The following is a 23,786-nucleotide window of genomic DNA, read 5'->3' as shown; positions in this document are numbered from 1 at the left end:
GCACTTTTTGCCGAATGCTGATACAATAAAGGTTGTTACTATTTAGTAGAAAGAGTGGTAAGCATGTTAGATTGGATGAAAAAGCTGTTTAACAAAGAGGAAGAAAAAACAGCGATGAATAAAGAAGTACCAAAGCAAATTGTAAGTCAGCCGAAAATTCCTCGTGTAAACCACTACACTGAAGCAAGAGAAGCACAAATGGCAAGTCGGAATGCAGGGAAATGTCGTTTTCCACTAATACCAGATAATGGATTCGATGAGGAGGATGTAAGAGAACTGCCTAACTTTGAAGAACAACCTATTCAAAGAGGAACATATGAAGAACAGCCTACTCAAAGAGGAACAAAAGTGGAAAGAAGCAGACGACCGTATGTGGAAACAGAAGCACCTACATATGAGGAACCGGAATTGCAATATGAACCGGAACCAGAGCCTGTCGTAAAAAAAGCATTCGTACCGTCGCAAGAAAGTAACCGTAGACCATTTCGTCCAACAGAAATGATTTCTCCGATTTATGGATATAACCGTCCTTCAGTAGAAACGAAGGTTGTGCAGGAGGAAGAAAAGGAAAGAGAAGATCTTGAAATATCTGTTGAAGGAAAAGCTGTTGTTGACGCATGGTTAGAGAAAAAGGGATATACATTATCTGACTTTTCGGGAGTTCTACAAGGAAGTTCATCTGTTAAGAACGGAGTGAACGAACGAAGTAATAAAGTAGAAGAAAAATCGGTTGTGGATACATGGTTAGAGAAAAACGGTTACGAAGTTGAACGTCAAGCCCCTTCATTAGAAGAAAGCCTAAGTGATGATTTGCTTCATAAAACAGTAGGACAGCATGTGGAAGAAGAGGCTACAATTGTACAAGCCTTGAAGCAGGAGCAAGATGTAGTGGCGTTATCATCTACAGAAGATAACGAAGAAACTTTACAAGAAGAGTCAATAGATTCTAAAGTAGAGCATGTGTATTCGATATTAACAGAAGAAAATGAATGTAATACAGAAATAGAAGAAACTGTTGCTGAAGTTGCAGCAAATCAAGTCGAAGAAGAAACCTTAGAAGATGTAGTGATTGTAAAAGCAGATGAAAAACTTGAAGAAATAATTACTATAGAAATACCAGATGCTTTTGAAGAAGAATCTAAGGAAGCAGAAGAAGTTGCGGAGTTAGAAGAATCTGAGGAAGCAGAAGAAATTGTGGAATTAGAGGAATCTAAAGAAGCGGAAGAAGTTGTGGAGTTAGAAGAACCTAAGGAAGCAGAAGAAGCTGCGGAGTTAGAAGAATCTGAGGAAGCAGAAGAAGCTGCGGAATTAGAAGAACCTAAGGAAGCAGAAGAAGCTGCGGAGTTAGAAGAATCTGAGGAAGCAGAAGAAGTTGCGGAATCAGAGGAATCTAAAGAAGCGGAAGAAGTTGCGGAATTAGAAGAACCTAAGGAAGCAGAAGAAGTTGCGGAATTAGAAGAACCTAAGGAAGCAGAAGAAGATGCGGAGTTAGAAGAATCTGCGGAGTTAGAAGAATCTGAGGAAGCAGAAGAAGTTGCGGAATTAGAGGAATCTAAAGAAGCGGAAGAAGTTGCGGAATTAGAAGAACCTAAGGAAGCAGAAGAAGTTGCGGAGTTAGAGGGATCTGAGGAAGCAGAAGAAGTTGTGGAATTAGAGGAATCTAAAGAAGCGGAAGAAGTTGTGGAGTTAGAAGAACCTAAGGAAGCAGAAGAAGTTGCGGAGTTAGAAGAATCTGAGGAAGCAGAAGAAGTTGTGGAATTAGAGGAATCTAAAGAAGCGGAAGAAGCGGAAGAAGTTGTGGAGTTAGAAGAACCTAAGGAAGCAGAAGAAGTTGCGGAGTTAGAAGAATCTGAGGAAGCAGAAGAGGTTGTGGAATTAGAGGAATCTAAGGAAATAGAATCAGTTACGGAATTCGCATTAGAGGAAACACCACAAGAAGAAGTAATTGAAGAAACGATGAATACAGGGTCGTTAGAAAATATAGCAGTTGAAGAGCAACCAGTGATTTCTCAGCAAGAAACAATTGAGTTCATGGAAGAAAGTGAAGTATTCGTACCAGTTTCAGAAGCAGATGAGCAAACGAAGAAAGATGTTCAAAGCTTTGCGAATGTTTTAATTGAAGAAGCTGAAGAAAAGAAACAAGTTGTTGAAGAACAGCCTGCTGCACAAAAAGAAGAGCCGAAACGTGAGAAAAAGCGTCATGTTCCATTTAACGTTGTCATGTTAAAACAAGACAGAAAGAAGTTAATGGAAAGACATGCGGTACGAACGAACGTAACGCAATCTACTGTGGGTGAACGAGTAACGGAAAAACCAATGCAGCAAGTAGTGGTAGAAACCCAAGTAGAAGAAAAACCAATGCAGCAAGTGGTAGAAGCTCAAGTGGAAGAAAAACCAATGCAGCAAGTAGTGGTAGAAACCCAAGTAGAAGAAAAACCAATGCAGCAAGTGGTAGTAGAAGCTCAAGTGGAAGAAAAGCCAATGCAGCAAGTGGTAGTAGAAGCTCAAGTGGAAGAAAAACCAATGCAGCAAGTGGTAGTAGAAGCTCAAGTGGAAGAAAAACCAATGCAGCAAGTGGTAGTAGAAGCTCAAGTGGAAGAAAAACCGATGCAGCAAGTGGTAGTAGAAGCTCAAGTGGAAGAAAAGCCAATGCAGCAAGTAGTGGTGGAACCACAAGTAGAAGAAAAACCGATGCAACAAGTAGTGGTGGCTGAACAAGTACAAGAGAAAGCATATGTTGTAAATCAAAAAGAGAACGATATGCGCAACGTACTACAAACGCCGCCGAAGTATGAATTTCCGCCATTAACGTTGTTGTCAATTCCGCAGCAGGCAGCATTAGATAATACGGAGTGGCTAGAAGAACAGGAAGAATTATTAAATACGACATTTAATAATTTCCATGTTGGAGCACATGTTATTAATGTGTCACAAGGGCCGGCGGTAACTCGTTTTGAAGTACAACCAGACCCAGGTGTGAAAGTAAATAAAATTACAAATTTAAGTGATGATATTAAGTTAAGTTTAGCTGCGAAAGATATTCGAATTGAAGCACCAATTCCAGGGAAGAGTGCAATTGGAATTGAAGTTCCGAATAAGGAAAGTAAGCCAGTATTCCTTCGTGAAATTTTAAGAAGTCCTGTATTTACAAAGAGTGAATCACCGCTTACAGTTGCGCTGGGGCTTGATATTTCAGGTGATCCAATTGTAACGGATATTCGAAAAATGCCACATGGACTTATTGCGGGTGCAACTGGTTCAGGGAAAAGTGTGTGCATTAACGCGATTTTAACGAGCATTTTATATAAAGCGAAGCCGCATGAAGTGAAGTTGATACTAATTGATCCGAAGATGGTTGAGCTGGCACCATACAATTCTGTTCCGCATCTTGTAGCACCTGTTATTACTGACGTAAAAGCAGCTACAGCCGCGTTAAAGTGGGCGGTTGAAGAGATGGAACGTCGTTATGAATTGTTTGCTCATGCTGGTGCTCGTGATTTAACTCGTTACAATACGATTGTAAGTGGGAGAGAAATCCCAGGTGAGACATTACCTTATATTGTAATCGTCATTGACGAGTTAGCGGACTTAATGATGGTTGCTCCTGGTGATGTTGAGGAAGCGATTTGTCGTATTGCACAAAAAGCTCGTGCTTGTGGTATTCACTTATTAGTTGCGACGCAGCGTCCATCTGTAGACGTTATTACAGGTTTAATTAAATCAAACATTCCAACGCGTATTGCGTTTACAGTATCATCTCAAGTTGATTCGCGTACGATTATTGATATTGGGGGCGCGGAGAAATTACTTGGCCGTGGTGATATGCTATTTTTAGGAAACGGCACGTCTAAACCAGTTCGTGTACAAGGTGTATACGTATCAGATGAAGAGATTGAAAGAACAGTTGAGCATGTGAAAAAGCAAATGAAGCCAAATTACTTATTTAAGCAAGAGGATTTATTAGCAAAATCAGAGCAGAGTGAGTCTGAAGATGAACTATTTTTTGATGCATGTCAATTTGTTGTAGAGCAAGGGGGAGCGTCCACATCTTCTGTACAGAGAAAATTCCGCATTGGTTATAATCGCGCGGCACGTCTAATTGAAGAGATGGAATCGCAAGGGATTATTTCTGAAGGAAGAGGAACGAAACCGAGAGATGTCCTTATTTCTGAGGATGAATTCGCCGCTATGCAGGAAACAAATGTATAGTAAACGGTTTTGCTGTATACTAAGAGAAAATGTTGGATAGTAAAGTAGGGAGTAAAGCGACATGAAAGAAATTGAATTAAAATTAAAAGGTGAAATAAATCGACTAACAAATAAAACATTTAAATTTGATGAACGTGTTGGAGAAGGCTGGTTCTCTGCCGTTTACTTTTTAAAAACTAGAGAAATCATTGAAGAATTTCGCCCGAAAAGTGTTGTAACAATGCAGTTTTTCCAAAAAGAACATTCAGTTCTTTGCGGAGCAGATGAGGTAATCGCATTGCTACAAACATTCGCCAAAAATCCTGAGGAATTAGAAATTCATTCTTTAAAGGATGGCGATAATATTAGTCCGTTTGAAACAGTTTTAACAATTCATGGTCCTTATGAATACTTCGGCTTTTTAGAAGGTGTAATTGATGGGATTTTAGCTCGTCGTACATCAGTTGCGACAAACGTATATAACGTTGTCCAAGCTGCACGTAGTGTAGATAAAGAAAAACCAGTTATTTTCATGGGAGATCGTGACGATCATTATACTCAACAAGCTGGTGACGGTTATGCGGCATACATCGGAGGTATGAGCGCACAAGCGACGCATGCAATGAATGAATGGTGGGGCAGAAGTGGTATGGGGACGATGCCTCACGCTTTAATTCAAATGTTTAATGGTGATGTTGTTGAAGCAGCAAAAGCATATCACAAAAAATTCCCAGAAGATGAATTAGTCGTACTAATTGATTACAACAATGATGTCATTACAGATGCACTTCGCGTAGCGCGTGAATTTGGATCAACATTAAAAGGTGTACGTGTGGATACGTCCCGTACAATGATTGATCAATATTTCATTCGTCATCCAGAAGTACTTGGAACATTCGATCCGCGTGGTGTAAATCCATCACTTGTATTTGCTCTTCGTAAGGCTCTTGATGAGGAAGGTTTCCAACATGTAGATATCGTTGTAACTGGTGGGTTTGATGAGAAACGTATTCGTGAATTTGAAGCTCAAAATGTTCCTGTCGATATATACGGAGTAGGAAGTAGCTTATTAAAAATGAATATTGGTTTTACTGGTGATAACGTAGAATTAGATGGAAAACCAGAAGCGAAAGCTGGTCGTAAATACCGTCCAAATCCACGTCTAGAGCGTGTTCAATTAGAAACAAAAGAAGATATGTAAAAGCGAGAAAAACTGATAGGTGATTGACCCTATCAGTTTTTCTGTTATCATAGTATAGCGGCTTGTTTTTTGCTATAATAAATGTGTTATGGACATAAAAGAAGTACGTATGAGTTTATCACTGATAAGTGAATATAAAAAGAAATTCACTGCATCAGAAATGTATGATGATTACCAAAATAAGAAAAGATTCATATACTGTCTTATAGATAGGCCGTTGTATTAGTTCGAAATGTTGGAGGTTCTTTAAGATGACAGTTTACCATTTTGTAGGAATTAAAGGAACAGGAATGAGTTCATTAGCACAAATTCTTCATGACATGAAGCATACTGTTCAAGGGTCTGATTATGAAAAGCGTTTCTTTACACAAATAGCATTGGAAAAGCGTGGTATTTCCATCCTTCCTTTTGATAAAAATAATATTAAAGAAGGACAAGTGATTATCGCGGGAAACGCATTTCCTGATACGCATGAAGAAATCGTAGCAGCAAAAGAATTAAATATCCCAGTACATCGTTATCATCACTTCTTAGGTGACCTTATGAATCAGTACACAAGTGTTGCAGTAACTGGTGCACATGGAAAAACATCAACTACAGGTTTGTTAGCCCATGTAATGCAAGGCGCACACCCAACATCTTACCTTATTGGAGATGGAACTGGGCATGGGGTAGAAAATAGTAAGTATTTTGTATTTGAAGCTTGTGAGTATCGTCGTCATTTCTTGTCTTACTATCCAGACTATGCAATTATGACAAATATTGATTTCGATCATCCAGATTATTTTTCAGACATCAATGATGTATTTAATGCATTCCAAGAGATGGCATTGCAAGTGAAAAAAGGTATTATTGCATGTGGTGATGATGAAGAACTTCAAAAAATTCAAGCGAAAGTACCTGTTATTTTCTATGGATTTGGAGAAGATAATGATTTCCAAGCACGTAACATTCAAAAGAGAACTGATGGTACTATATTCGATGTATTCGTTCGTAATACGTATTATGACACGTTCAAAATTACAGGATACGGCGATCACAGCGTATTAAATGCATTAGCAGTTATCGCGCTTTGCCATTACGAAGACGTTGATGTAGAAGCGGTTAAACATCAACTAACAACATTTGAAGGTGTTAAACGTCGCTTTAATGAAAAACCGATGGGAGAGCAAGTTATCATTGATGACTATGCACACCATCCGACAGAAATTAATGCAACGATTGAAGCAGCTCGTCAAAAACATCCAGAGCGTGAAGTTGTCGCTGTATTCCAGCCACATACATTCTCACGTACAGAGAAATTTTTAGATGAGTTCGCAGAAAGCCTAAGTAAAGCTGACCAAGTATACTTATGTGATATTTTCGGATCAGCACGTGAAAACAAAGGTGAATTAACAATTGAAGATCTGCAAAAACGTATCGATGGCGCAGAGCTGATTACAGATACAACAACAGAGGTATTAAAGAAACATAAAAACGGCGTTCTTATTTTCATGGGCGCAGGTGACATCCAAAAATTCGAAGCAGCTTACGTAAAAGAAGTTCAAGTTGCAGAGAAGTAAGAAAAAAGACGCATAGCTATGGCTGTGCGTCTTTTTTGTGCTGTTGTGGGTGTGCAGAGTTGTCGAATCTAGTCGGTAAGCCGATATATTTCAAAAAACGTTGATATATTATGGTGCATTTCTTTAGTTTTAAATGTTAGAATAATAAGAAAACTAAAAAGGGGCTAAAAAACATGTTCACACTCCGAGTAGATGACGAAATCGAATTACAACTATTAGAAAAACATCATAAAGAGGAACTATATGAATTAATAGATCAGAATCGTAACCATTTAAGAAAGTGGCTTCCGTGGGTAGATGGGACGAAATCTGCCGATGCATATAATGAGATTTTTCCGATGTGGTTAAGGAAATTTGCAGAGGGAGATGGGTTCGAGTCTGGCATACGTTATAAAGGAAAGCTCGTTGGGATGGTAGGTATTCATCCGGTGAGCTGGGGTAAGAAAGCTACGAGTCTTGGATATTATCTTGCAGAAGATGCTGGCGCGAAAGGTATTATGACGCGAAGTGTGAAGACTGTGCTTCATTATGCATTTGAAAATTTAAAGCTGAATAAAATTGAAATTCGTTGCGGTGTCGAAAATGCGAAAAGCCGTGCAATCCCAGAACGTTTAGGGTTTAAGTTAGATGGAATTTTACGAGATGAAGAATGGGTGTATGATCATTTTCAGGATATTGCTGTTTATAGTTTACTAGCTTCGGAGTGGAAGGATATTCGATGAACGAGAAGATTTGTATTATGCCATATGAAAGTAAGTTTCAAGATGAAGTAGTAGATCTCATTGTTCATATTCAGCAAAAAGAATACAATGTCCCAATTACAAAAGAAGAGCAGCCTGACTTACTAGAAATAGAAACGTTCTATCAAAGGGACAACGGAAGCTTTTGGGTAGCAACTTATGATGGTAAAGTAGTTGGAACGGTAGCTTTATTAGATATTGGGAAGCATCAAGTAGCGCTAAGAAAAATGTTCGTGAAGAAAGAGTTCCGCGGAAAAGAATGGGGCGCATCACATATGCTGCTTCAAAAAGCGATTTCGTGGGCTGATGATAAAAAGTTGAAAGATATTTATTTAGGAACAACAGTAAAATTTTTAGCGGCGCATCGCTTTTATGAGAAGAATGGTTTCCAAAGTGTGAGTATAGAAGAGTTGCCAAAAAGTTTTCCGGTGCTAGAGGTAGATAAGAAATTTTATAGATATATTATTTAAAAAGATCCTTCATAAATGATCTTTTTTTATAAATCAAAATGGAAATTATGGTATAATTTGGATTAAGGGGTGTGGGTATGAACTTTCCAATTCAGAGAAGTAAGTTAGGAATAATTTTCGTTAGTATAACGTTAGCTTTTATGGTGATATACCCAATAGTTATGTTCTTTACAAGAAAAGGGGATTGGGCTTCAGCTCTAATTGGGATGGGATTATGTTTTATTGTAAATGTCCCTCTCGTTTGGGAAATGTTCATTAAAAAACATAAAGTGGAAAATGGTATTTTAAAATACGGAATTTTAAATGACGACGTTGTATTAAAAGATATAAGAGTTGTTCGTCAAGTTGGAAAATCATTTGAGATTACAACGAATGCGTATAAAGTACATATGATTGCGATGCCGCAAGATCCGGATGAATTTTTGGCGCTTATCGAGAAAGAAAATCCACATGTGAAAATAGAAATGGTAGGTAAGAAATGAAATATGTAAAAATTTTGTTTGGGAATTTTGCTGGTGCTGGCTATTTGCACTAGAGTATATATTAAATGGGAGCTGCCTTTATATGTCCCACTATTAATAGATACTATCGCAGTGACGCTTTTATTTTATTTTCATTTTCAGCAAACAAAAAGTGAGAAAAATAGTTCTATATAGTGCAGGGGGATTAGACATGAAAAAAATCTGTATGTTGTTTTTGTTTTTGCTAACCACATCTATTCTTTTAATAGGATGTAGTGCGAAGAAAGAGAAGTCTGATGTTAGCTTAGAAAAGGCACAAAAAATTGAAATAGAATCGCTTATTGATTCGAGCGATAAAAAAACAATTACCGATAAGAAAGAAATCACAAAGTTGTTTGAATCAATCAAAATGGATGAGTGGGAAATGGAATCGGCTCCTTTAGATACTCCGCAAGGGAAAACGTTTAAAATGTATCAAGAGGATACACCGAAATTATTGGATTCGAGTAAAGATAAAAAAGAGTTACATGAAATTGGTACTATGACAGTATATAAAGATGTCCCTTATGTTGAGGTTGAATTGAAAATTAGTAAAATAAAAAATAAAAATAGTTTTAAAGTACCAGAAGATGTAGCTAAAAAATTATTAGAGTATTAATGAAAAAGCGCTCGGATAGAATTCCGAGCGCTTTTCATATTATTTTAAGTTCTCTGGGTTTAAAGCTTCTAGTTCAGTTACAACGAAGCGTCCGTCTTTACGGATTAATACGTCGTCGAAGTAAATTTCACCGCCGCCGTATTCAGGGCGCTGAATGCATACTAAATCCCAGTGGATGTTAGAGTTGTTGCCGTTCCATGCATCGTCATAAGCTTGTCCAGGTGTGAAGTGGAAGCTGCCATCGATTTTTTCATCGAATAGAATGTCTCCCATTGGATGTAAGATGTATGGGTTTACGCCGATTGCGAACTCACCAACGTAGCGTGCGCCTTCGTCTGTATCGAAGATTTTGTTAATGCGCTCTGAATCGTTTGCAGTTGCGTCAACGATTTGGCCATTCTCAAATTTAAGTTGTACATTTTCAAATGTATAGCCGTTGTAAGGTGATGGCGTGTTATAAGAAACTGTACCGTTAACAGAATCGCGAACTGGTGCAGAGTATACTTCACCATCTGGAATGTTTAAATGACCTGAGCATTTAATAGCTGGAATGTCTTTAATAGAGAATGTTAAGTCAGTTCCAGGGCCAGTTAAGCGAACCTTATCTGTTTTATTCATTAATGTAACAAGGCTATCCATTGCCTTATCCATTTTACCGTAATCTAAGTTACATACCTCGAAGTAGAAGTCTTCGAAAGCTTCTGTGCTCATTTTAGCAAGCTGCGCCATAGAAGCATTTGGGTAGCGAAGAACAACCCAGCGTGTTTTCGGAACACGGATGTCTCTATGAACCTTTTTACCAACTGTTTGGCCGTGAACTTTCATGCGCTCACTTGGAACGTCGGCTTGTTCGTTAATGTTATCGCCAGAGCGAAGACCAATGTAAGCATCCATATCTTTCATTACGCTCGCTTCATATGCAGCGATTTGTTCGAAATGTTCTTCAGTAGCACCCATTAATAAAGAGCGATCTACTTGATGATCTTTTAAAGAAACGAATGGGAAACCACCAGCTGCATATGCTTCTTTTACAAGTGCTGTTACAAGTTCTTTTTGTAAGCCAAAGTTTTCAATTAATACTTTCTCACCTTTTTGTAAGCGGATAGAGTAGTTAATTAAATTGTATGCTAACTTTTCAATACGTGGATCTTTCATATGTAAAGCCTCCCTGCTAATTATGTATCCTTTCCTATTGTAACCTACTTAGTGGAATTTGTTGAATGATTTGTGTTAAAGTTAACGAATAAGTATGAAAATTCTAATGAAAAGATAGGGATTAGAACGAAACGGAAAATGATTGTATAATAAGAGAAAGTATGAAAAAGATAAAGGAAGTGATGAAATGCAAGTTCTTTTATACGTAAGTGCGGCTATTATTGCAGTTGCTTTCGCTGTATTAGTAGTGTATGTATGCAGAACGTTGTTATCGGTTCAGAAGACGTTAGAAAATGTTGCAAGTACGTTAGAAGGTTTAGAAAAGCAAATGCAAGGAATAAGCGTAGAGACGGAGCAATTATTACATAAGACAAATGCGTTAGCTGATGATATTCAACAGAAGTCACAGTCGCTAAATAAAGTAGTAGAAGGTGTAGATGGAATCGGAACGACGATTCACTCTTTAAATACGAAGCTTCGCAATGTTTCAGAGTCTGTTACAGATGAAATTGAAAATAATGCAGATAAAGTAGCACAAGTTGTGCAGTGGAGCAGCGCAGCAATTGAAGTATACAATCATTACCGTGCTACGAGACAAGAGAAAAAGATTGAAAAAGAAGAGCGTAAACTTGAGAAAGCTGAGCAGAAGGCTGAAAAGAGAGAGAAGCGCTCTAGACTTCGCATGAGAGGTGAGTAATGATGAGTATGATGAAGATTGAAACAATTGAAGAACTTGAAGCGTTAGTAGAAAAGAACGAGCCTTACGTCCTTTTTAAACATAGTACGACATGCCCAATTAGTCACGGTGCATATACAGAGTTTCAAGCATATTGCGGTGAAGAAAGAGAAGTGCCGGCATATTACTTATACGTACAAGATGTGAGAGATGTTTCGAACCATGTTGCAGAGCAGTACAGCATTAAGCATGAATCTCCGCAAGTGCTATACATAAAAGATGGAATGGTAGTATGGCATACATCGCATTGGAATATTAAAAAAGAAGCTTTAGAAGAGAATGTAAAATAGGGGGAGGCAAGCGAAGGGCTTGCTTCTTTTTTATTTTGTTGCAATATATTTAATGGTACACTATAGATACATTAAAACTAAGTAAATTGACTTTTGAAAGTGGGTTTTAAGCAATGAAGAAAATGGCGTTATGCATCGCAAGCTTAAGTTTATTACTGGGGGCTTGCAGCAATAATACTATTGAGAAGAAAGATGAAGTTGTACAGAAAGATACGAAAGAAAAAAGTATGATTCCAAGAACTGCTGTTTCTAAGGATTACTATAGAACTGTTATTCCTTTAAAAGAACAAAAGGTAATTAATACAGTTAATGTTAAGACTAATTCTAAACTAGATTTAGCAGAATATGAAAATGGTTTAATGGATATTGCTTCAAAACAATTCGATACAGAAAATTACGTATTACAATTAAATCAATATATTCCAGAGAAAACAATTGATGAATTAGTTACGAAACAAGAAGTACCAGTTTTGACTAATATTATAGAACAGGACTACTTCGGCAAACAGAATTCAAATGAACTAAGCTTATCTGGTGTTGTTATTGGTTTATCTATGTCTTCAAGTGTATCTAATGAGGAAGCTATTTCTAAAGGTACTGAAGTTGCTAAGGGGCTTGTAGAAGCTATTAATAAAAATGATAAATATAACAAATCTCCAATTACGTTTGCTATATTCAAGCAAGAAAGTACAAGTTCTTTAAAGAATGGTACTTATATTGCGAGCGCTACTGTTCAAAAGAACGAGACTAACCTTGGAAATTGGGATACCATTGATGAAAAATCGTATTCGTATCCTTCTCAAGAATTTGGGGGAGCACAAGGAGAAGATAAGAAAAAGTTAGATGATTTTTCGGAAGCAATAAAGAAATTCTCTCCAGGAGATTATATCCCTGTTAATGCTAAGATTTCTTATAAGCAAAATAAGATGGATAAATTAAAGATGGATATTGTCGTTAAATATAACGGTAAGTCAGAATTAATGGCACTCTCTCAAATGGCTGCTCAAAGTATGTTAGAACAATTTCCTAAAGATGCTAAAGTTCAATTACAGATAAAGTCCGAGAATAAAATCGAGGTTGTTATTATAAAAGAGAAGAACAGCGATAAACCGTTTGTTTCTTTCCTATAAAATAAAAAAGACAGTTTTTAAGCTGTCTTTTTTATTTTATAAATTTTCCGCAGTTCAATGAGTTTATGAAAGAATTAAAAGCATTCGGAAGTAAATTATAAAAAGATTTCTTAGTCTATGTAGCCCTTGTCACATAGTTTTTTACAAAAATTGACCTTTTTTGCATAAAAAATACGAAAATACGAGAAAAGAAGCGAATTTTTTCGAAACTTTTGCGGGAAAATATTGTATGACCCTGCGTTTTTATCGTATCATTAGTAAAAGGAAGAACTCGGGACGATTGTTGGCATCTGCAAATAGAGTTGATGTCTTTTTTTCATTCAAGTGAACCGATACATAAAAATAGATAACATAAATAGAAGGAGTGTGCGAAGAGATGAACATAACAATCTATGATGTAGCGCGCGAAGCAAACGTTTCAATGGCTACCGTATCACGTGTTGTGAACGGTAACCCAAATGTAAAGCCTACAACAAGAAAGAAAGTATTAGAAGCAATTGATCTTTTAGGATACCGCCCAAATGCGGTAGCACGTGGACTAGCAAGTAAGAAGACAACTACAGTGGGTGTTATTATTCCTGATATCTCAAATACGTTTTATGCAGAACTTGCTCGTGGAATTGAAGATATCGCAACAATGTACAAATATAACATCATTTTAAGTAACTCTGACCAGAACAAAGAGAAGGAGTTCCACTTATTAAATACGATGCTTGGGAAACAAGTGGACGGGATTGTTTTCATGGGTGAAGATATTACAGATATTCACGTTGAAGAGTTCAAAAAATCTCCAGTACCAATTGTATTAGCAGCGTCATTTGATGAGCAAAATGAAACGTCATCAGTAAATATTGATTATACACAAGCGGCTTACGATGCAATGAAGCATTTTATTGAGCAAGGACATAAACGTATCGGTTTCGTCTCTGGTCCTTTCATTGATAAAGCAGGAAGCGCGAAGAAGTTACAAGGTTATAAAAAAGCTTTAGAAGAAGCAGGTATTTCATATGATGAAAATCTTATAATTGATGGAGATTACACATATGATTCAGGTATAGAAGCGTTTGAAAGACTTTGGAGCATTGATGAAAAGCCAACAGCAATCTTCGTATCTTCTGATGAAATGGCACTAGGTGTAATCCACGCAGCACAAGACGCTGGATTAAACGTACCAACTGATATCGAAGTGCTTGGTTTTGACAACACACGTCTTGCATTAATGGTACGCCCACAGCTTTCGACAGTTGTACAACCAATGTATGATATCGGTGCAGTAGCAATGCGTCTACTAACGAAATACATGAACAAAGAAAAAGTAGAAGATCACTCAGTTATCTTACCTCACCGTATCCAATTTAGAGATTCAACGAAGTAAGAATAAGAGAGCTCACAGCGATAGCTGTGAGCTCTTATTAGTATTCAGGATAGTATTGTTTAACTACTGTATCGACAGTTTCATTTTTCTTAACATGTAAAAATCTTGCGTACAATTCTGTTCCTGTCTCAAATGACGTATCATTTAATTCAAATACATGTAACACTTTTCGAAACTGCCATGTTACTTGCACATCGTACATATTATCGTACGTATCTTCAGACTGTAGAGCTATCTTTTCACCTAGCTCGTGAGCTTCCTCTAAAGTGTTCGCCTTAACGAGAATGATACTTTCTTCAAAAAGTGTATCGTGATTCTCTTCATAATGTTCATCAATTTTACTAGGATTAGGTTCACCTGAATGAACAGATTCAAATAATAATTTTACAGCGTACATATGAGATCAATCTCCTTATGCTGAATGTTTTACTTTATAAACAATACTCGCGATAAGTGAAGCCGGTATTGTAAATACGTTGCTTTGATAATGGTAATGTATTTGGGATTCTGCATAAGACATTCGCTACAGTTGGGGTTATTCCTTGTTATATGTCACACAAGTGCAAATTTAACTATTATAGGGCAATGTCATGTATAATAGAAAGAAAAGGCTTGTGAGGGGGGAGAAGAGATGATCGTTCTTTGGATAATTACGCTTTGCATGACTGCTATTTTTGCATATATGACGTTAAAACAAAATGGCTTAAAGCGATTTGTTCCAGGAAGTATTCTTGCAGGAATCGCCCTTATCACGTATGTAGTTTCAATTTTTACTGAAAGTATTTCGATAGATTTAAGTACGAGTTTAATGTTTATCGGTATTACACTATTTGCAGGTAGCATTATGGTACTTATGGTTGCAGGTATTATTGCATTTATTCATATGAATTCAGAAACGTTATAGCATATAAAAAAGGCATGTCCCGAGAGGGGCATGCCTTTTATCCGTTCAATTATGCTCTATCTTTAGAAGAGTTTTGTTGTTTTAGTAAGTCGCGAATTTCGCTAAGAATTTCTTCTTCTTTTGTTGGTTCTGGAAGTTCTTCTTTCTTTTCTTCTTCTCTTTTTAAAGTCATTTTGTTAAAGACTTTAACGAAAATGAAGATTGCAAATGCAACAATTAGGAAGTCAAATATCGTTTGGATAAAGTTACCATATTTAACAGAGGCCTCGCCTACTGTAAATTTTAATCCTGTGAAGTTAATTCCTCCCATTAATAAACCGATTAATGGTGTAATGATATCTTTTACTAAAGAACTAACGATTTTACCGAATGCAGCACCAATTACAACCCCGACAGCTAGATCAATGACGTTTCCCTTTAAAGCGAACTTTTTAAACTCGTTCCACATGTGTCAATCCCATCCTTTCCACGATTCAATATGAAATTTATAATTCCTATCAACATATTCTATAGAAATTTGTGAGAGAAATAAAGAGGAAATGGGAATGAAAGTAAATTCTGAAAAATGTATCCGTTTAATTTTTGCTTACATCGTCCAGTAGAGATTGGAGAATTTGCTGCGTTTTTAATCCTTCTAATCCGTCTACTAGCGGCCTTGTATCTCCGTGTAAACATTCGATAAAATGATGAACAGCATCTTCAAAACCGCGCTGTTTTAACGTCGTATCCCATGATGGTGAACCAATCTGTGAAACTGAATTTTCCTGCTCAACTTCAAATGTGTTCATATTTTTTACGCGAATGATTTTCCCTGTTGTTACAAGTTCAATTTGTTCTAAATTTGTACCAGCATGACGGTGCATCGCTGTAGAAAGTAAGAGCCCGTTTGCGGTTGTATATGTATGATGTCCGTAAAGAAGTTCATTCTTTTCATTTGTTTGCACCATATTATGAACGACGCTAAGATCATCATTAGCTAACCAGCGAGCAGTATCTACAATATGTAAGTAATCATCTAACATAGTAAAGTCATACGTATATGGTCCCACCTTATTTGTACGGTGCTTTTCAATTCGAATCCATGAAATATCATTAGCTTGTTCTTTTGCAGCGACATACATAGGAACGAATCGGCGATTAAATCCGACCATTAACTTTCGGTTATACTTTTCGCTCATTTCGACTAGTTTTTCTGCTTGCTCAGTAGTAGCAGCTAGCGGCTTATCAACATAAACATCGATTCCTTTTTTCAGAAGTTCAGAAACGATTTCATAATGTGTAGCAGTCGAACTATGAACGAAGATTGCATCGCATTCCGAAGCTAATGTTTCAATAGAATGAAAATCTTGAATACGATATTGCTGGCAAATTTGTTTTCTTTTCTCTGCGTTAGGTGTAAACGCCCCAACAAAGTTCCAATCTGTTTCTTTTGTAAGTGTTGGAAGATAGGCTTTTTGTGCAATACTTCCAAGTCCAATCATTCCAATTCTAGGTTTGTTCATATTTATTCCCACCCTATTAATATTGATGTAACGGGTTAAATGTAGCATAGGGCGTGGGAGGAAGGCAAAAATTAGCTTTTTACTTACGTCCTTTTAGCAAAATTTTCTCTATCTCTTCAAAGTTATGAGCACGGGCATGTTGCAATGGGGTAACACCATCGTTGTCGGGAATGTTTACATCAGCACCATGTTCAATAAGAAGGCGAATGACTTGTTGCTGTGCTTCATCTCCATTACTTAGTACGATGGCTTCCATTAAAGCTGTCCATCCGAGGTTATTTATATGGTTTACATCGATATTTGTTCGAGTAAGGAGTTCTTTTATAACATCAATATAGCCATGTTCTGACGCGGGAATAAGAGCTGTTCCGCCGTAACGATTCGTAAGTGCTGGATCCGCACCAGCATCAATCGTTAGTTTTAAAATGTCCAAGTAACCTTCTGCACCGGCGTATAGAAATGGATTGTTTTTCATATCATCTTGGATATTTACGTCAGCACCAGCGTCGATAAGAACTTTGGCAGTTTTTACATCATTTTTGTATGTAGCAATCATAAGAGAAGTACGTCCTTTATTGTCCGTTATATTTATGTCAGCCCCTTTTTTGAGTAACGATATAACAGTGTTTGTTTCGTTTTTTTCAGTAGCTGCTAATAGTGCAGTCTCCATATTTGTCATCTCCTTTTTTACTACTTGTTCTTGCGAGCATCCTTGTAAAAAAATTACGCAACATATCATACTGAATGTCTTTTTGAACATGGAATTTCAACCTCCTTTTGTAAGCAATTCGGTATCCTAATTTAAACTGTAAAATAGGAACATTAAATTTTTATAAACTGGTGCTAAAATTACTATAAAATCGCTTGAGTATTTGAACATATATTTTTATGCTTATGAGTAATAAGGATAGATAAAGTGAAACTTTAATCAATGGGGGGGGCATCCCCCACTGATTATTAGCCTTCACCAATCGGGCGTTTACGGGCAGCCCGACTCCCACCTAACTTCTTTGCTCCAGGCGAATTTTGAGGTGGGAGTCTTACTGCCCACAAATAGCGGGGTAAAGTGAGGATTTTAATTATGTCTATTAAAACAAGATTTTTATTTTCTTATATCGCTGTTATTCTCGTTTCCATTACGCTTATATTAGTTACGGGATTTTTAATTGTTTTTTCGATAACTGGTGATTTAGAATCAGTGAAAAATTTCTACAAAAGTTCTTATATTCAAAAGCCACTGACGGCAGAAGAAGAAAATATTTTTCTTGAATTGAAATCGGAGGCTAAACAGAATCAATCGCAATTGTTAGATGAATCGTTCATGTCATCGATTGAAGAGGAGGATGTGAAAATAGTTGTAAGGAAAGGAGAAGCAATTTCATATGCTTCAAAAGTATTTGAAAGCGTAGCTTTAAAAGAAGCTCTTCCAAAGTTTGAAAAGACAAATATCAATAGTCGTGGCACAACGGAACTAAATGGTACATTTTATCGATATGTAAAATTTGATTTTTATTTTCCAGAGAATGAAGAAGGGAGTATATTTGTACTAAAAAAGCAAAGTTCGTTCGTAGATCTTACACAAAAATTATTTCCAATTTTGTTCGTATCGCTCTTACTTTTAGCCATTTTACTTATTGGACTATTAAGTTACTTCGTTTCAAGAAGTGTTATAAAACCAATTTTTGTATTGAAAGATGCGACTGAGAGAATTAAAGAAGGAAATTTAGATTTTCAAATTCCAGCTACATCGCATGATGAAATAGGACAGTTAAACCAAGGATTTGAGGAAATGAGGAAGAAGTTAAAAGGGTCGATTGAGATGCAAACGCAATATGAAGAAAATCGAAAAGAACTTATTTCAAACATCTCTCACGATTTAAAAACACCAATTACATCTATTATAGGCTATGTGGAAGGAATAAAAGATGGGATAGCAAATACGCCGGAAAAAATGGATAAATATTTAACAACCATTCATACGAAAGCAAAACATATGGACACACTCATTGATGAACTCTTTTTGTTTTCGAAGCTCGATTTGAACCGAGTTCCATTTCAGTTTGAAACGATAGAGTTAAATATGTTTATGCAAGATTTAATAGAAGAGATGCAGATGGATTTAAGTGAAGAAGGTATATCTGTATACTTACAATTACAGCATGTATCACCGCTATATGTAATAGCGGATCGTGAAAAAATAAAGAGAGTTATATCGAATTTAATTCATAATAGTGTGAAGTACATGGATAAAGGTGAGAAAAAAATTACCGTTACAGCATCAAGTAATGAAAACAAAGTTATCGTGAAGGTAAAGGATAATGGATCAGGAATAGAATCTGATACACTTCCATATATTTTTGAGCGTTTTTATCGTGCAGAGCAATCACGAAATTCTAGCACAGGTGGAAGTGGACTTGGTTTAGCGATAGCGAAGCAAATTGTTGAAGAACATGGTGGGAAAATTTGGGCAGAAAGTAAGCTTGGAGAAAGCACAAGTATTTTCTTCTCGCTGCAAAAAGTACAGGAATGTGGTGAATGAATTGAAGAGAGTTTTACTAATTGAAGATGAAGTAAGTATTGCAGAATTACAGCGAGATTATTTAGAAATTAATGATTTTCAAGTTGATGTAGAGCATTCTGGAGAAACAGGCTTACAAAGGGCTTTACAGGAAGATTATGACTTAATTATTTTAGATATTATGCTTCCGAAGATGAACGGATTTGAAATTTGTAAACAAATACGCGCTATAAAAGACATTCCTATTTTGCTTGTTTCAGCAAAGAAGGAAGATATAGATAAAATTCGCGGACTCGGATTAGGTGCAGATGATTATATAACGAAACCATTTAGTCCAAGTGAGTTAGTTGCAAGAGTAAAAGCACATATTTCTCGTTATGAAAGATTATCAGGAAATATGGTTAAGAAGCGTGATACATTATACATTCACGGGATTTCTATCGATCAGCGAGCGAGGAAAGTTTTTATAAATAATAAAGAAGTTGCGTTTACAACGAAGGAATTTGATTTATTAACATTTTTTGTAATGCATCCAAACCAAGTGTTAAATAAAGAACAGTTATTTGAACGTATTTGGGGATTAGACTCAGCTGGTGATTTAGCGACGGTTGTTGTTCATATTAGAAAGTTACGTGAAAAAATTGAAAGAGATCCTGCTCATCCGCAATATATTGAAACAGTGTGGGGAGCTGGTTATCGCTTTAATGTGTAGTGAACCTGTCAAATTGTTGATAGGTTTTTTTATTGAAAAAAATGAGATTAAAAATATATTATCTTTATTTTATCTTTTTTTAATAATTTATTTATAGGCAATTTATACCCGCTATTTATTATAAATATCATAGGAAACAATGAAGATATTAATCATAAATTTGGAGGGTATAAAGATGAAAAAAATGAAATTTTTAGTACCAGCAGTAATTGGATTTACAGTACTTGTAACAGGGTGCGCGCAAGGTGAAACGAAGGCGGAATCAAAACAAGAAACGAAGCAAGAGGCGAAAAAAGAGAAGAAAAAACAACAAGCACAAATTACGAAATTAGAGCCATTAAATGCGATGACATTGCAACTAACGTTTGCTAAACCGTTATCAGAAGAAGAAGTGAAATTAGAAAACTTAGATGCTATTAAGAAAAACTTCGTGTTTAGTAATGGCCTGGAAATTGTGAATGTACCGAGACTAAAAACAGGGGCAACGAGTACATATATCGTACCTGTAAAGGTGCAAAAACCAGGTAAAAAATATACGTTAAGTTATAAGGGTGGTAAAAAAGAAAAGTTTGAAGGAAGTTCGGAAAAGATTAATGTTCGCCAAGCGAAGCAAGTGACAAATGATACGTTTGAAATTGAATCATTTTTAGAAGATGGTGTGGTAGATTATGCAAATATTATTGAAGCGTATAAAGCAGGAAGAGGTAATCAAGCATTCCAATTAGATGAAGAAAATAAAGATAAAGATGGTAAACAATATCAAATCATTTCTTCACTTCGTGATAGAAAACTAACGATTACAGCAAGTTCAGGTGAGAAAATTGAAGTTGGATATGTTCCGTTTACACAAGCAGCAGATGGTAGACAAGCGCCTAAATTCCGCTTACCTGCAGGGCAAACGTTGAAACCAGGAACAGAGTACACAATTACGTCTGACTGGGTAACCGTTAAAAATCCGAAATTTACTGCTTCAGCTATTGCGCCATTAGTCATTCAAAGTGCAGAAGCAATAGACAATAAATCTATTCAAGTTACATTAGATAAAGATCCGAGCATGGAACTCTTTGCTGGTAGAAAAGTAGAGTTGCAAAGTGAAGATGGAAAGAAAGTAGAAGCACAATATCGTTTCAGCTCTCGAAAAGGTGCAGTAGGAATCTTTGATTTACAAAACGGTGCAACTCTGCAGCAAGGAATGAAGTATATAGTTGTGCCGATGGGAGGCTGGGCGACTGGCGAGCAAGTTACATTTGTAGGGAAGTAAAATATGAAAAAAGTAGCAGGTTTAGTGCATGCTGCTTTTTTTGTGTAACGATTTATAAAATTTTTGAGTAGTAGAAGTAAATAAGGCGACTTCTTCTAAAAAAGGATAATGGTTACTGTCCTCAAATGGCACAAAAATAGAATTGCGTATCCCCTCATGCATTTCAATAGAATATTGAATCGGGCACTGCACATCATGTCTTCCGCAAATAATAAGCGTCTTTGTATGGATAGAAGGTAAGTACTTTCTTAAATCAAATAACGGATATTCATAAGAGAAAGCGTTCATCCGGCTAGCGGACATTGTTTTTTGGATTGGTTTACAAAAATAAGAGTTGTAGTTTTCAGGTTTATACAATGATAATTTGGTTCTCTTAGTAGATAATTCTTTTCGTTCTGCATTTGTAAGATGAGGGCTTTTCAAGTTTTCGATGAGTTCTTGCATATAATGAAATTGTGGATGTTCTGGATGATAAATACAAAATGGTGTTTCGGTATAGTTACTTGCTGCGGCTCCGGCCATGACTAATGATTGCAAGGAAGTTGGATATGTAATGGCATATAAAAGTCCAAGCATACCGCCTGTTGAATGACCAGCCAAATGCCATGTGGGAAATTGTAAAGATTCTCGTATCGCTTCTAAGTCGTGAATCGTTTCGATCATACGTAATTCATTTTCTGACCGGGCTTTTACAGAGTTACCAGCGTCTCGTAAATTAATAAGGAATACACGATGTGTAGAAGTAAAAACATCCGCAAAGTAATCACCAGTTTCATTAAATTGTGAATAGTGATGTGTAATGCAAAGCGGTTCACCATTTCCTTTTGTAAAGAGTTCAAATGTGCCACGTTTCGTGTTAATTATTTGTTGTTTCCACATAATATCACTCCCTTGTCTTATAAAAGTTGGACCAGTCCATTAGTAACTGAAAATATATCAGCGATTATTCGATTATATCGACCGCAACTCGAAATATATCAGCGATTATTCGATTATATCGACCGCAACTCAAAATATATCAGCGATTATTAAAATATATCGACTTACCGACAGAAACCGACAATAAATAAAAGGAGGCTGTTCAAAAAGCGAGCCTCCTTTCTGCTTAATACAAAGATTTTGTCATATTATTCCGAATAATTTCGAGAGATTTCGCTACAGTTAATGTATTTTTTTCTTCGATTTCTGGTTTTCTAGGGATAGGTTGATACATGTTGTCTGGATCTTCCCATGTGAGGGGAAGTTCTGTTTCTGCTTGTCCTTTCCAAGCGTCAATCCATTCTGGAGGGAGATAACCTGAGATGTTTTGGATGTTGTTCATTTCGAGCCAAATGAGTGCCCAGGCTCTTGGGACGACGCGCCAGTGGTCGTAGCCACCGCCGCCGACGGCAATCCAGCGACCATTGCAATATTCATTAGCGATTTCACGAGCGAGTTTCGGTATTTCACGATAAATGTTCATCGTTGCGCAAAGGTGTGTGAGTGGATCGTAATAATGAGCGTCAGCACCATTTTGCGTTAAAATAATATCCGGTTTAAAGTACTCTGCAACTTCTTTTACAACAGTTCGATATGAATCTAAAAATGATTCGTCTTCTGTAAAAGCATCGAGTGGAACGTTAAAAGAATAACTATATCCATTTCCTTGTCCACGTTCATTTACTGCGCCAGTTCCAGGGAATAAATAACGCCCAGTTTCATGTAATGAAATGGTGCACACGTTAGGATCGTCATAAAAAGACCATTGTACCCCGTCACCGTGATGAGCATCTGTATCAATATATAAAACGCGTAAACCGTATTTCTTCTGAATGTATTTCATTGCGATAGAGCTATCATTATAAATGCAAAAGCCAGATGCTTTACCACGAAAGCCATGATGTAAGCCGCCGCCTAAATTGAGGGCGTGCTTTACTTTCCCGGAAAGAACAGCATCGACAGCTGTTAACGTACCGCCAACGAGTAATGCACTTGCTTCATGCATATTTGGAAACATCGGTGTATCTTCTGTTCCGAGCCCATATGTCATCGCAATTGATTTTTCTAACTTTCCTTCTCCAGCAAGTTTTACCGCATTTATGTACTCCTCTGTATGAATGAATGCAATTTCCTCATCCGTAGCCATTCTTGGCGAGATGACTTGAGAAGGGGAGATAAAACCACTCTTTTGTAATAAATCATACGTAAGTGTGACGCGTAGTTGGTTAAAAGGATGATCAGGGCTAAAAGAATAGCCCCGAAAATCGTCTGAATAAATGAAGGCGCTGCTCATGCTTGCATCCCCATTATGTTTGGCCATAATACGCGGTAGCCCTCTGCTTCAAGTGCATCAATCACTTTTAGAGGATTCATCGTTTGAATGCGGAAAACAAGTACTTTATCATTCTCGTCTTTTGCTGGATAGACGAGAACGCTCACAATATTAATTTGTAAATTGCTAAAAATAGCAACTACTTTTCCGAGAATACCAGGTTCATTCTTCACTTGAATTTCAATTTGTGAACTAGGCTGATGTGCTCCTGTTAATTTCACTAATGTGTGCAGTACTGTAGATTCGGAAATAATGCCTACTAGCTTTCCGGCCTTTGTAACAGGGAGACAGCCAATTTTATTTTCAAAAAATAAAGTAGCAATTTCCTCAACGAAATCAAGAGGATGGCAAGTCATGACAGGGTGTTTCATAATAAGTTCGAGCGGTTGCTGTAGCATATCGAGTGAAACTTGTTCATCAAGAATTGATGGACTTGCATCTCTTACATCCCGGTCAGAAATAATGCCTACTACGTGATTATTTTGATCGACAATTGGAATGTGCCGAATACCTTTCGTACGTATTGTTCGGATTGCTGTTTCGATTGTGTCATCTGGATGCAATGTTACTACATTTTGATTCATAATTTCTTCTACAATCATTCCAGTTGCC

23 protein-coding genes and 1 pseudogene are annotated in these 23,786 nt (G+C 36.8%); 15 read left to right on the top strand and 9 right to left on the bottom strand.

The window, feature by feature from the left end:
• The first annotated feature begins 63 nt into the window (after positions 1–63).
• The 7 genes from EXW56_RS22410 (at position 64) to EXW56_RS22380 (ending at position 9,280) form a co-directional block, all read left to right on the top strand.
• Entirely contained in the window at positions 64–4,209 is a 4,146-nt protein-coding gene (locus tag EXW56_RS22410) for a DNA translocase FtsK (RefSeq protein WP_215596953.1), read from the top strand.
• A 61-nt stretch (positions 4,210–4,270) separates the two neighbouring features.
• Complete coding sequence (locus EXW56_RS22405) at positions 4,271–5,389, top strand: nicotinate phosphoribosyltransferase (RefSeq protein WP_002199122.1); 1,119 nt, start codon at positions 4,271–4,273, stop codon at positions 5,387–5,389.
• Positions 5,390–5,640: 251 nt separating this feature from the next.
• A complete protein-coding gene (gene murC / locus EXW56_RS22400; protein ID WP_002112319.1) occupies positions 5,641–6,951 on the top strand; it encodes a UDP-N-acetylmuramate--L-alanine ligase in 1,311 nt (436 codons plus the stop codon).
• A gap of 173 nt (positions 6,952–7,124) precedes the next feature.
• Positions 7,125–7,673 carry a GNAT family N-acetyltransferase gene (locus EXW56_RS22395; protein ID WP_002199123.1) on the top strand — a complete coding sequence of 183 codons (549 nt, stop codon included), beginning with the start codon at positions 7,125–7,127 and terminating at the stop codon, positions 7,671–7,673.
• Positions 7,670–8,161: a GNAT family N-acetyltransferase gene (locus EXW56_RS22390; protein ID WP_002199124.1), complete on the top strand. Its 492-nt coding sequence runs from the start codon at positions 7,670–7,672 to the stop codon at positions 8,159–8,161. The genes EXW56_RS22395 and EXW56_RS22390 overlap by 4 nt, the downstream gene beginning before the upstream one ends.
• Positions 8,162–8,238: 77 nt before the next feature.
• Positions 8,239–8,643: a PH domain-containing protein gene (locus tag EXW56_RS22385; RefSeq protein WP_002199125.1), complete on the top strand. Its 405-nt coding sequence runs from the start codon at positions 8,239–8,241 to the stop codon at positions 8,641–8,643.
• A 190-nt stretch (positions 8,644–8,833) separates the two neighbouring features.
• Positions 8,834–9,280: a hypothetical protein gene (locus EXW56_RS22380; RefSeq protein ID WP_002199126.1), complete on the top strand. Its 447-nt coding sequence runs from the start codon at positions 8,834–8,836 to the stop codon at positions 9,278–9,280.
• A gap of 39 nt (positions 9,281–9,319) precedes the next feature.
• Here the strand turns inward: EXW56_RS22380 and EXW56_RS22375 are convergent, their stop codons facing one another.
• The gene (locus tag EXW56_RS22375) at positions 9,320–10,435 is read right to left on the bottom strand and encodes an aminopeptidase (protein WP_002034367.1); all 1,116 of its coding nucleotides are present in this window, start codon (positions 10,433–10,435) and stop codon (positions 9,320–9,322) included.
• A 187-nt stretch (positions 10,436–10,622) separates the two neighbouring features.
• Here EXW56_RS22375 and EXW56_RS22370 point away from each other — a divergent pair, with 187 nt between their 5' ends.
• From EXW56_RS22370 to ccpA, 4 genes are all read left to right on the top strand, one after another.
• Positions 10,623–11,132 carry a DUF948 domain-containing protein gene (locus tag EXW56_RS22370; protein WP_001197724.1) on the top strand — a complete coding sequence of 170 codons (510 nt, stop codon included), beginning with the start codon at positions 10,623–10,625 and terminating at the stop codon, positions 11,130–11,132.
• 2 nt (positions 11,133–11,134) lie between these two features.
• Positions 11,135–11,461, top strand: a complete 327-nt coding sequence (gene ytxJ, locus EXW56_RS22365) for a bacillithiol system redox-active protein YtxJ (protein WP_215596952.1) — start codon at positions 11,135–11,137, stop codon at positions 11,459–11,461.
• Positions 11,462–11,574: 113 nt separating this feature from the next.
• Positions 11,575–12,591 (top strand): CamS family sex pheromone protein, encoded by a 1,017-nt coding sequence (locus EXW56_RS22360; protein ID WP_088079495.1) that lies wholly within the window; start codon positions 11,575–11,577, stop codon positions 12,589–12,591.
• A 376-nt stretch (positions 12,592–12,967) separates the two neighbouring features.
• Positions 12,968–13,966, top strand: coding sequence for a catabolite control protein A (ccpA, locus tag EXW56_RS22355; protein WP_002112310.1), 999 nt, complete (start codon positions 12,968–12,970; stop codon positions 13,964–13,966).
• 37 nt (positions 13,967–14,003) lie between these two features.
• Here ccpA and EXW56_RS22350 read toward each other — a convergent pair whose 3' ends face one another.
• Entirely contained in the window at positions 14,004–14,363 is a 360-nt protein-coding gene (locus tag EXW56_RS22350; protein WP_098988711.1) for a DUF4288 domain-containing protein, read from the bottom strand.
• 15 nt (positions 14,364–14,378) lie between these two features.
• Positions 14,379–14,486 (bottom strand): annotated as a pseudogene (locus EXW56_RS22345) (DUF3949 domain-containing protein); the annotation flags it as partial.
• A 111-nt stretch (positions 14,487–14,597) separates the two neighbouring features.
• Here EXW56_RS22345 and EXW56_RS22340 point away from each other — a divergent pair.
• Positions 14,598–14,870 carry a DUF3917 domain-containing protein gene (locus tag EXW56_RS22340; RefSeq protein WP_002199128.1) on the top strand — a complete coding sequence of 91 codons (273 nt, stop codon included), beginning with the start codon at positions 14,598–14,600 and terminating at the stop codon, positions 14,868–14,870.
• Between the two features lie 49 nt (positions 14,871–14,919).
• Here the strand turns inward: EXW56_RS22340 and mscL are convergent, their stop codons facing one another.
• The 3 genes from mscL to EXW56_RS22325 all read right to left on the bottom strand — a co-directional run bounded on the left by mscL (position 14,920) and on the right by EXW56_RS22325 (position 17,132).
• Entirely contained in the window at positions 14,920–15,318 is a 399-nt protein-coding gene (gene mscL, locus EXW56_RS22335) for a large conductance mechanosensitive channel protein MscL (protein WP_002112305.1), read from the bottom strand.
• A gap of 127 nt (positions 15,319–15,445) precedes the next feature.
• The gene (locus EXW56_RS22330) at positions 15,446–16,372 is read right to left on the bottom strand and encodes a Gfo/Idh/MocA family protein (RefSeq protein WP_002112304.1); all 927 of its coding nucleotides are present in this window, start codon (positions 16,370–16,372) and stop codon (positions 15,446–15,448) included.
• A gap of 79 nt (positions 16,373–16,451) precedes the next feature.
• Positions 16,452–17,132, bottom strand: a complete 681-nt coding sequence (locus EXW56_RS22325; protein WP_215596951.1) for an ankyrin repeat domain-containing protein — start codon at positions 17,130–17,132, stop codon at positions 16,452–16,454.
• A gap of 321 nt (positions 17,133–17,453) precedes the next feature.
• Between EXW56_RS22325 and EXW56_RS22320 the strand changes: the two genes are divergently transcribed.
• The 3 genes from EXW56_RS22320 to EXW56_RS22310 all read left to right on the top strand — a co-directional run bounded on the left by EXW56_RS22320 (position 17,454) and on the right by EXW56_RS22310 (position 20,863).
• Positions 17,454–18,911 carry a sensor histidine kinase gene (locus tag EXW56_RS22320; protein WP_002160212.1) on the top strand — a complete coding sequence of 486 codons (1,458 nt, stop codon included), beginning with the start codon at positions 17,454–17,456 and terminating at the stop codon, positions 18,909–18,911.
• A 1-nt stretch (position 18,912) separates the two neighbouring features.
• Complete coding sequence (locus tag EXW56_RS22315; RefSeq protein WP_033710726.1) at positions 18,913–19,602, top strand: response regulator transcription factor; 690 nt, start codon at positions 18,913–18,915, stop codon at positions 19,600–19,602.
• A 175-nt stretch (positions 19,603–19,777) separates the two neighbouring features.
• Positions 19,778–20,863 (top strand): hypothetical protein, encoded by a 1,086-nt coding sequence (locus tag EXW56_RS22310; protein ID WP_098988714.1) that lies wholly within the window; start codon positions 19,778–19,780, stop codon positions 20,861–20,863.
• 21 nt (positions 20,864–20,884) lie between these two features.
• On the opposite strand, the gene EXW56_RS22305 is transcribed toward EXW56_RS22310, so the two are convergent.
• The 3 genes from EXW56_RS22305 to EXW56_RS22295 form a co-directional block, all read right to left on the bottom strand.
• A complete protein-coding gene (locus EXW56_RS22305) occupies positions 20,885–21,742 on the bottom strand; it encodes an alpha/beta fold hydrolase (protein WP_098988715.1) in 858 nt (285 codons plus the stop codon).
• Between the two features lie 226 nt (positions 21,743–21,968).
• Positions 21,969–23,135, bottom strand: a complete 1,167-nt coding sequence (gene acuC / locus EXW56_RS22300) for an acetoin utilization protein AcuC (protein WP_016106362.1) — start codon at positions 23,133–23,135, stop codon at positions 21,969–21,971.
• On the bottom strand, positions 23,132–23,776 hold the full coding sequence (locus EXW56_RS22295) for an acetoin utilization AcuB family protein (protein WP_002160217.1): 645 nt from the start codon (positions 23,774–23,776) through the stop codon (positions 23,132–23,134). The genes acuC and EXW56_RS22295 overlap by 4 nt, the downstream gene beginning before the upstream one ends.
• Between the last annotated feature and the right edge of the window lie 10 nt (positions 23,777–23,786).

It is taken from the genome of Bacillus mycoides, assembly GCF_018742245.1.
GTDB lineage: Bacteria > Bacillota > Bacilli > Bacillales > Bacillaceae_G > Bacillus_A > Bacillus_A cereus_U.
The sequence above is the reverse complement of the archived record's forward strand: the minus strand, read 5'-3'. Positions and strand labels throughout refer to the sequence as shown.

Bases quoted from the DNA above. Each gene is read 5' to 3' on its own strand.
- EXW56_RS22395 (WP_002199123.1), top strand. From the start codon at position 7,125: ATGTTCACACTCCGAGTAGATGACGAAATCGAATTACAACTATTAGAA.
- EXW56_RS22325 (WP_215596951.1), bottom strand. From the start codon at position 17,132: ATGTTCAAAAAGACATTCAGTATGATATGTTGCGTAATTTTTTTACAA.
- EXW56_RS22305 (WP_098988715.1), bottom strand. From the start codon at position 21,742: ATGTGGAAACAACAAATAATTAACACGAAACGTGGCACATTTGAACTC.
- EXW56_RS22375 (WP_002034367.1), bottom strand. From the start codon at position 10,435: ATGAAAGATCCACGTATTGAAAAGTTAGCATACAATTTAATTAACTAC.
- EXW56_RS22320 (WP_002160212.1), top strand. From the start codon at position 17,454: ATGTCTATTAAAACAAGATTTTTATTTTCTTATATCGCTGTTATTCTC.
- mscL (WP_002112305.1), bottom strand. From the start codon at position 15,318: ATGTGGAACGAGTTTAAAAAGTTCGCTTTAAAGGGAAACGTCATTGAT.
- EXW56_RS22410 (WP_215596953.1), top strand. From the start codon at position 64: ATGTTAGATTGGATGAAAAAGCTGTTTAACAAAGAGGAAGAAAAAACA.
- EXW56_RS22380 (WP_002199126.1), top strand. From the start codon at position 8,834: ATGAAAAAAATCTGTATGTTGTTTTTGTTTTTGCTAACCACATCTATT.
- EXW56_RS22295 (WP_002160217.1), bottom strand. From the start codon at position 23,776: ATGATTGTAGAAGAAATTATGAATCAAAATGTAGTAACATTGCATCCA.
- EXW56_RS22360 (WP_088079495.1), top strand. From the start codon at position 11,575: ATGAAGAAAATGGCGTTATGCATCGCAAGCTTAAGTTTATTACTGGGG.
- acuC (WP_016106362.1), bottom strand. From the start codon at position 23,135: ATGAGCAGCGCCTTCATTTATTCAGACGATTTTCGGGGCTATTCTTTT.
- ytxJ (WP_215596952.1), top strand. From the start codon at position 11,135: ATGAGTATGATGAAGATTGAAACAATTGAAGAACTTGAAGCGTTAGTA.
- ccpA (WP_002112310.1), top strand. From the start codon at position 12,968: ATGAACATAACAATCTATGATGTAGCGCGCGAAGCAAACGTTTCAATG.
- EXW56_RS22340 (WP_002199128.1), top strand. From the start codon at position 14,598: ATGATCGTTCTTTGGATAATTACGCTTTGCATGACTGCTATTTTTGCA.
- EXW56_RS22405 (WP_002199122.1), top strand. From the start codon at position 4,271: ATGAAAGAAATTGAATTAAAATTAAAAGGTGAAATAAATCGACTAACA.
- EXW56_RS22330 (WP_002112304.1), bottom strand. From the start codon at position 16,372: ATGAACAAACCTAGAATTGGAATGATTGGACTTGGAAGTATTGCACAA.
- EXW56_RS22310 (WP_098988714.1), top strand. From the start codon at position 19,778: ATGAAAAAAATGAAATTTTTAGTACCAGCAGTAATTGGATTTACAGTA.
- EXW56_RS22390 (WP_002199124.1), top strand. From the start codon at position 7,670: ATGAACGAGAAGATTTGTATTATGCCATATGAAAGTAAGTTTCAAGAT.
- EXW56_RS22350 (WP_098988711.1), bottom strand. From the start codon at position 14,363: ATGTACGCTGTAAAATTATTATTTGAATCTGTTCATTCAGGTGAACCT.
- EXW56_RS22370 (WP_001197724.1), top strand. From the start codon at position 10,623: ATGCAAGTTCTTTTATACGTAAGTGCGGCTATTATTGCAGTTGCTTTC.
- murC (WP_002112319.1), top strand. From the start codon at position 5,641: ATGACAGTTTACCATTTTGTAGGAATTAAAGGAACAGGAATGAGTTCA.
- EXW56_RS22385 (WP_002199125.1), top strand. From the start codon at position 8,239: ATGAACTTTCCAATTCAGAGAAGTAAGTTAGGAATAATTTTCGTTAGT.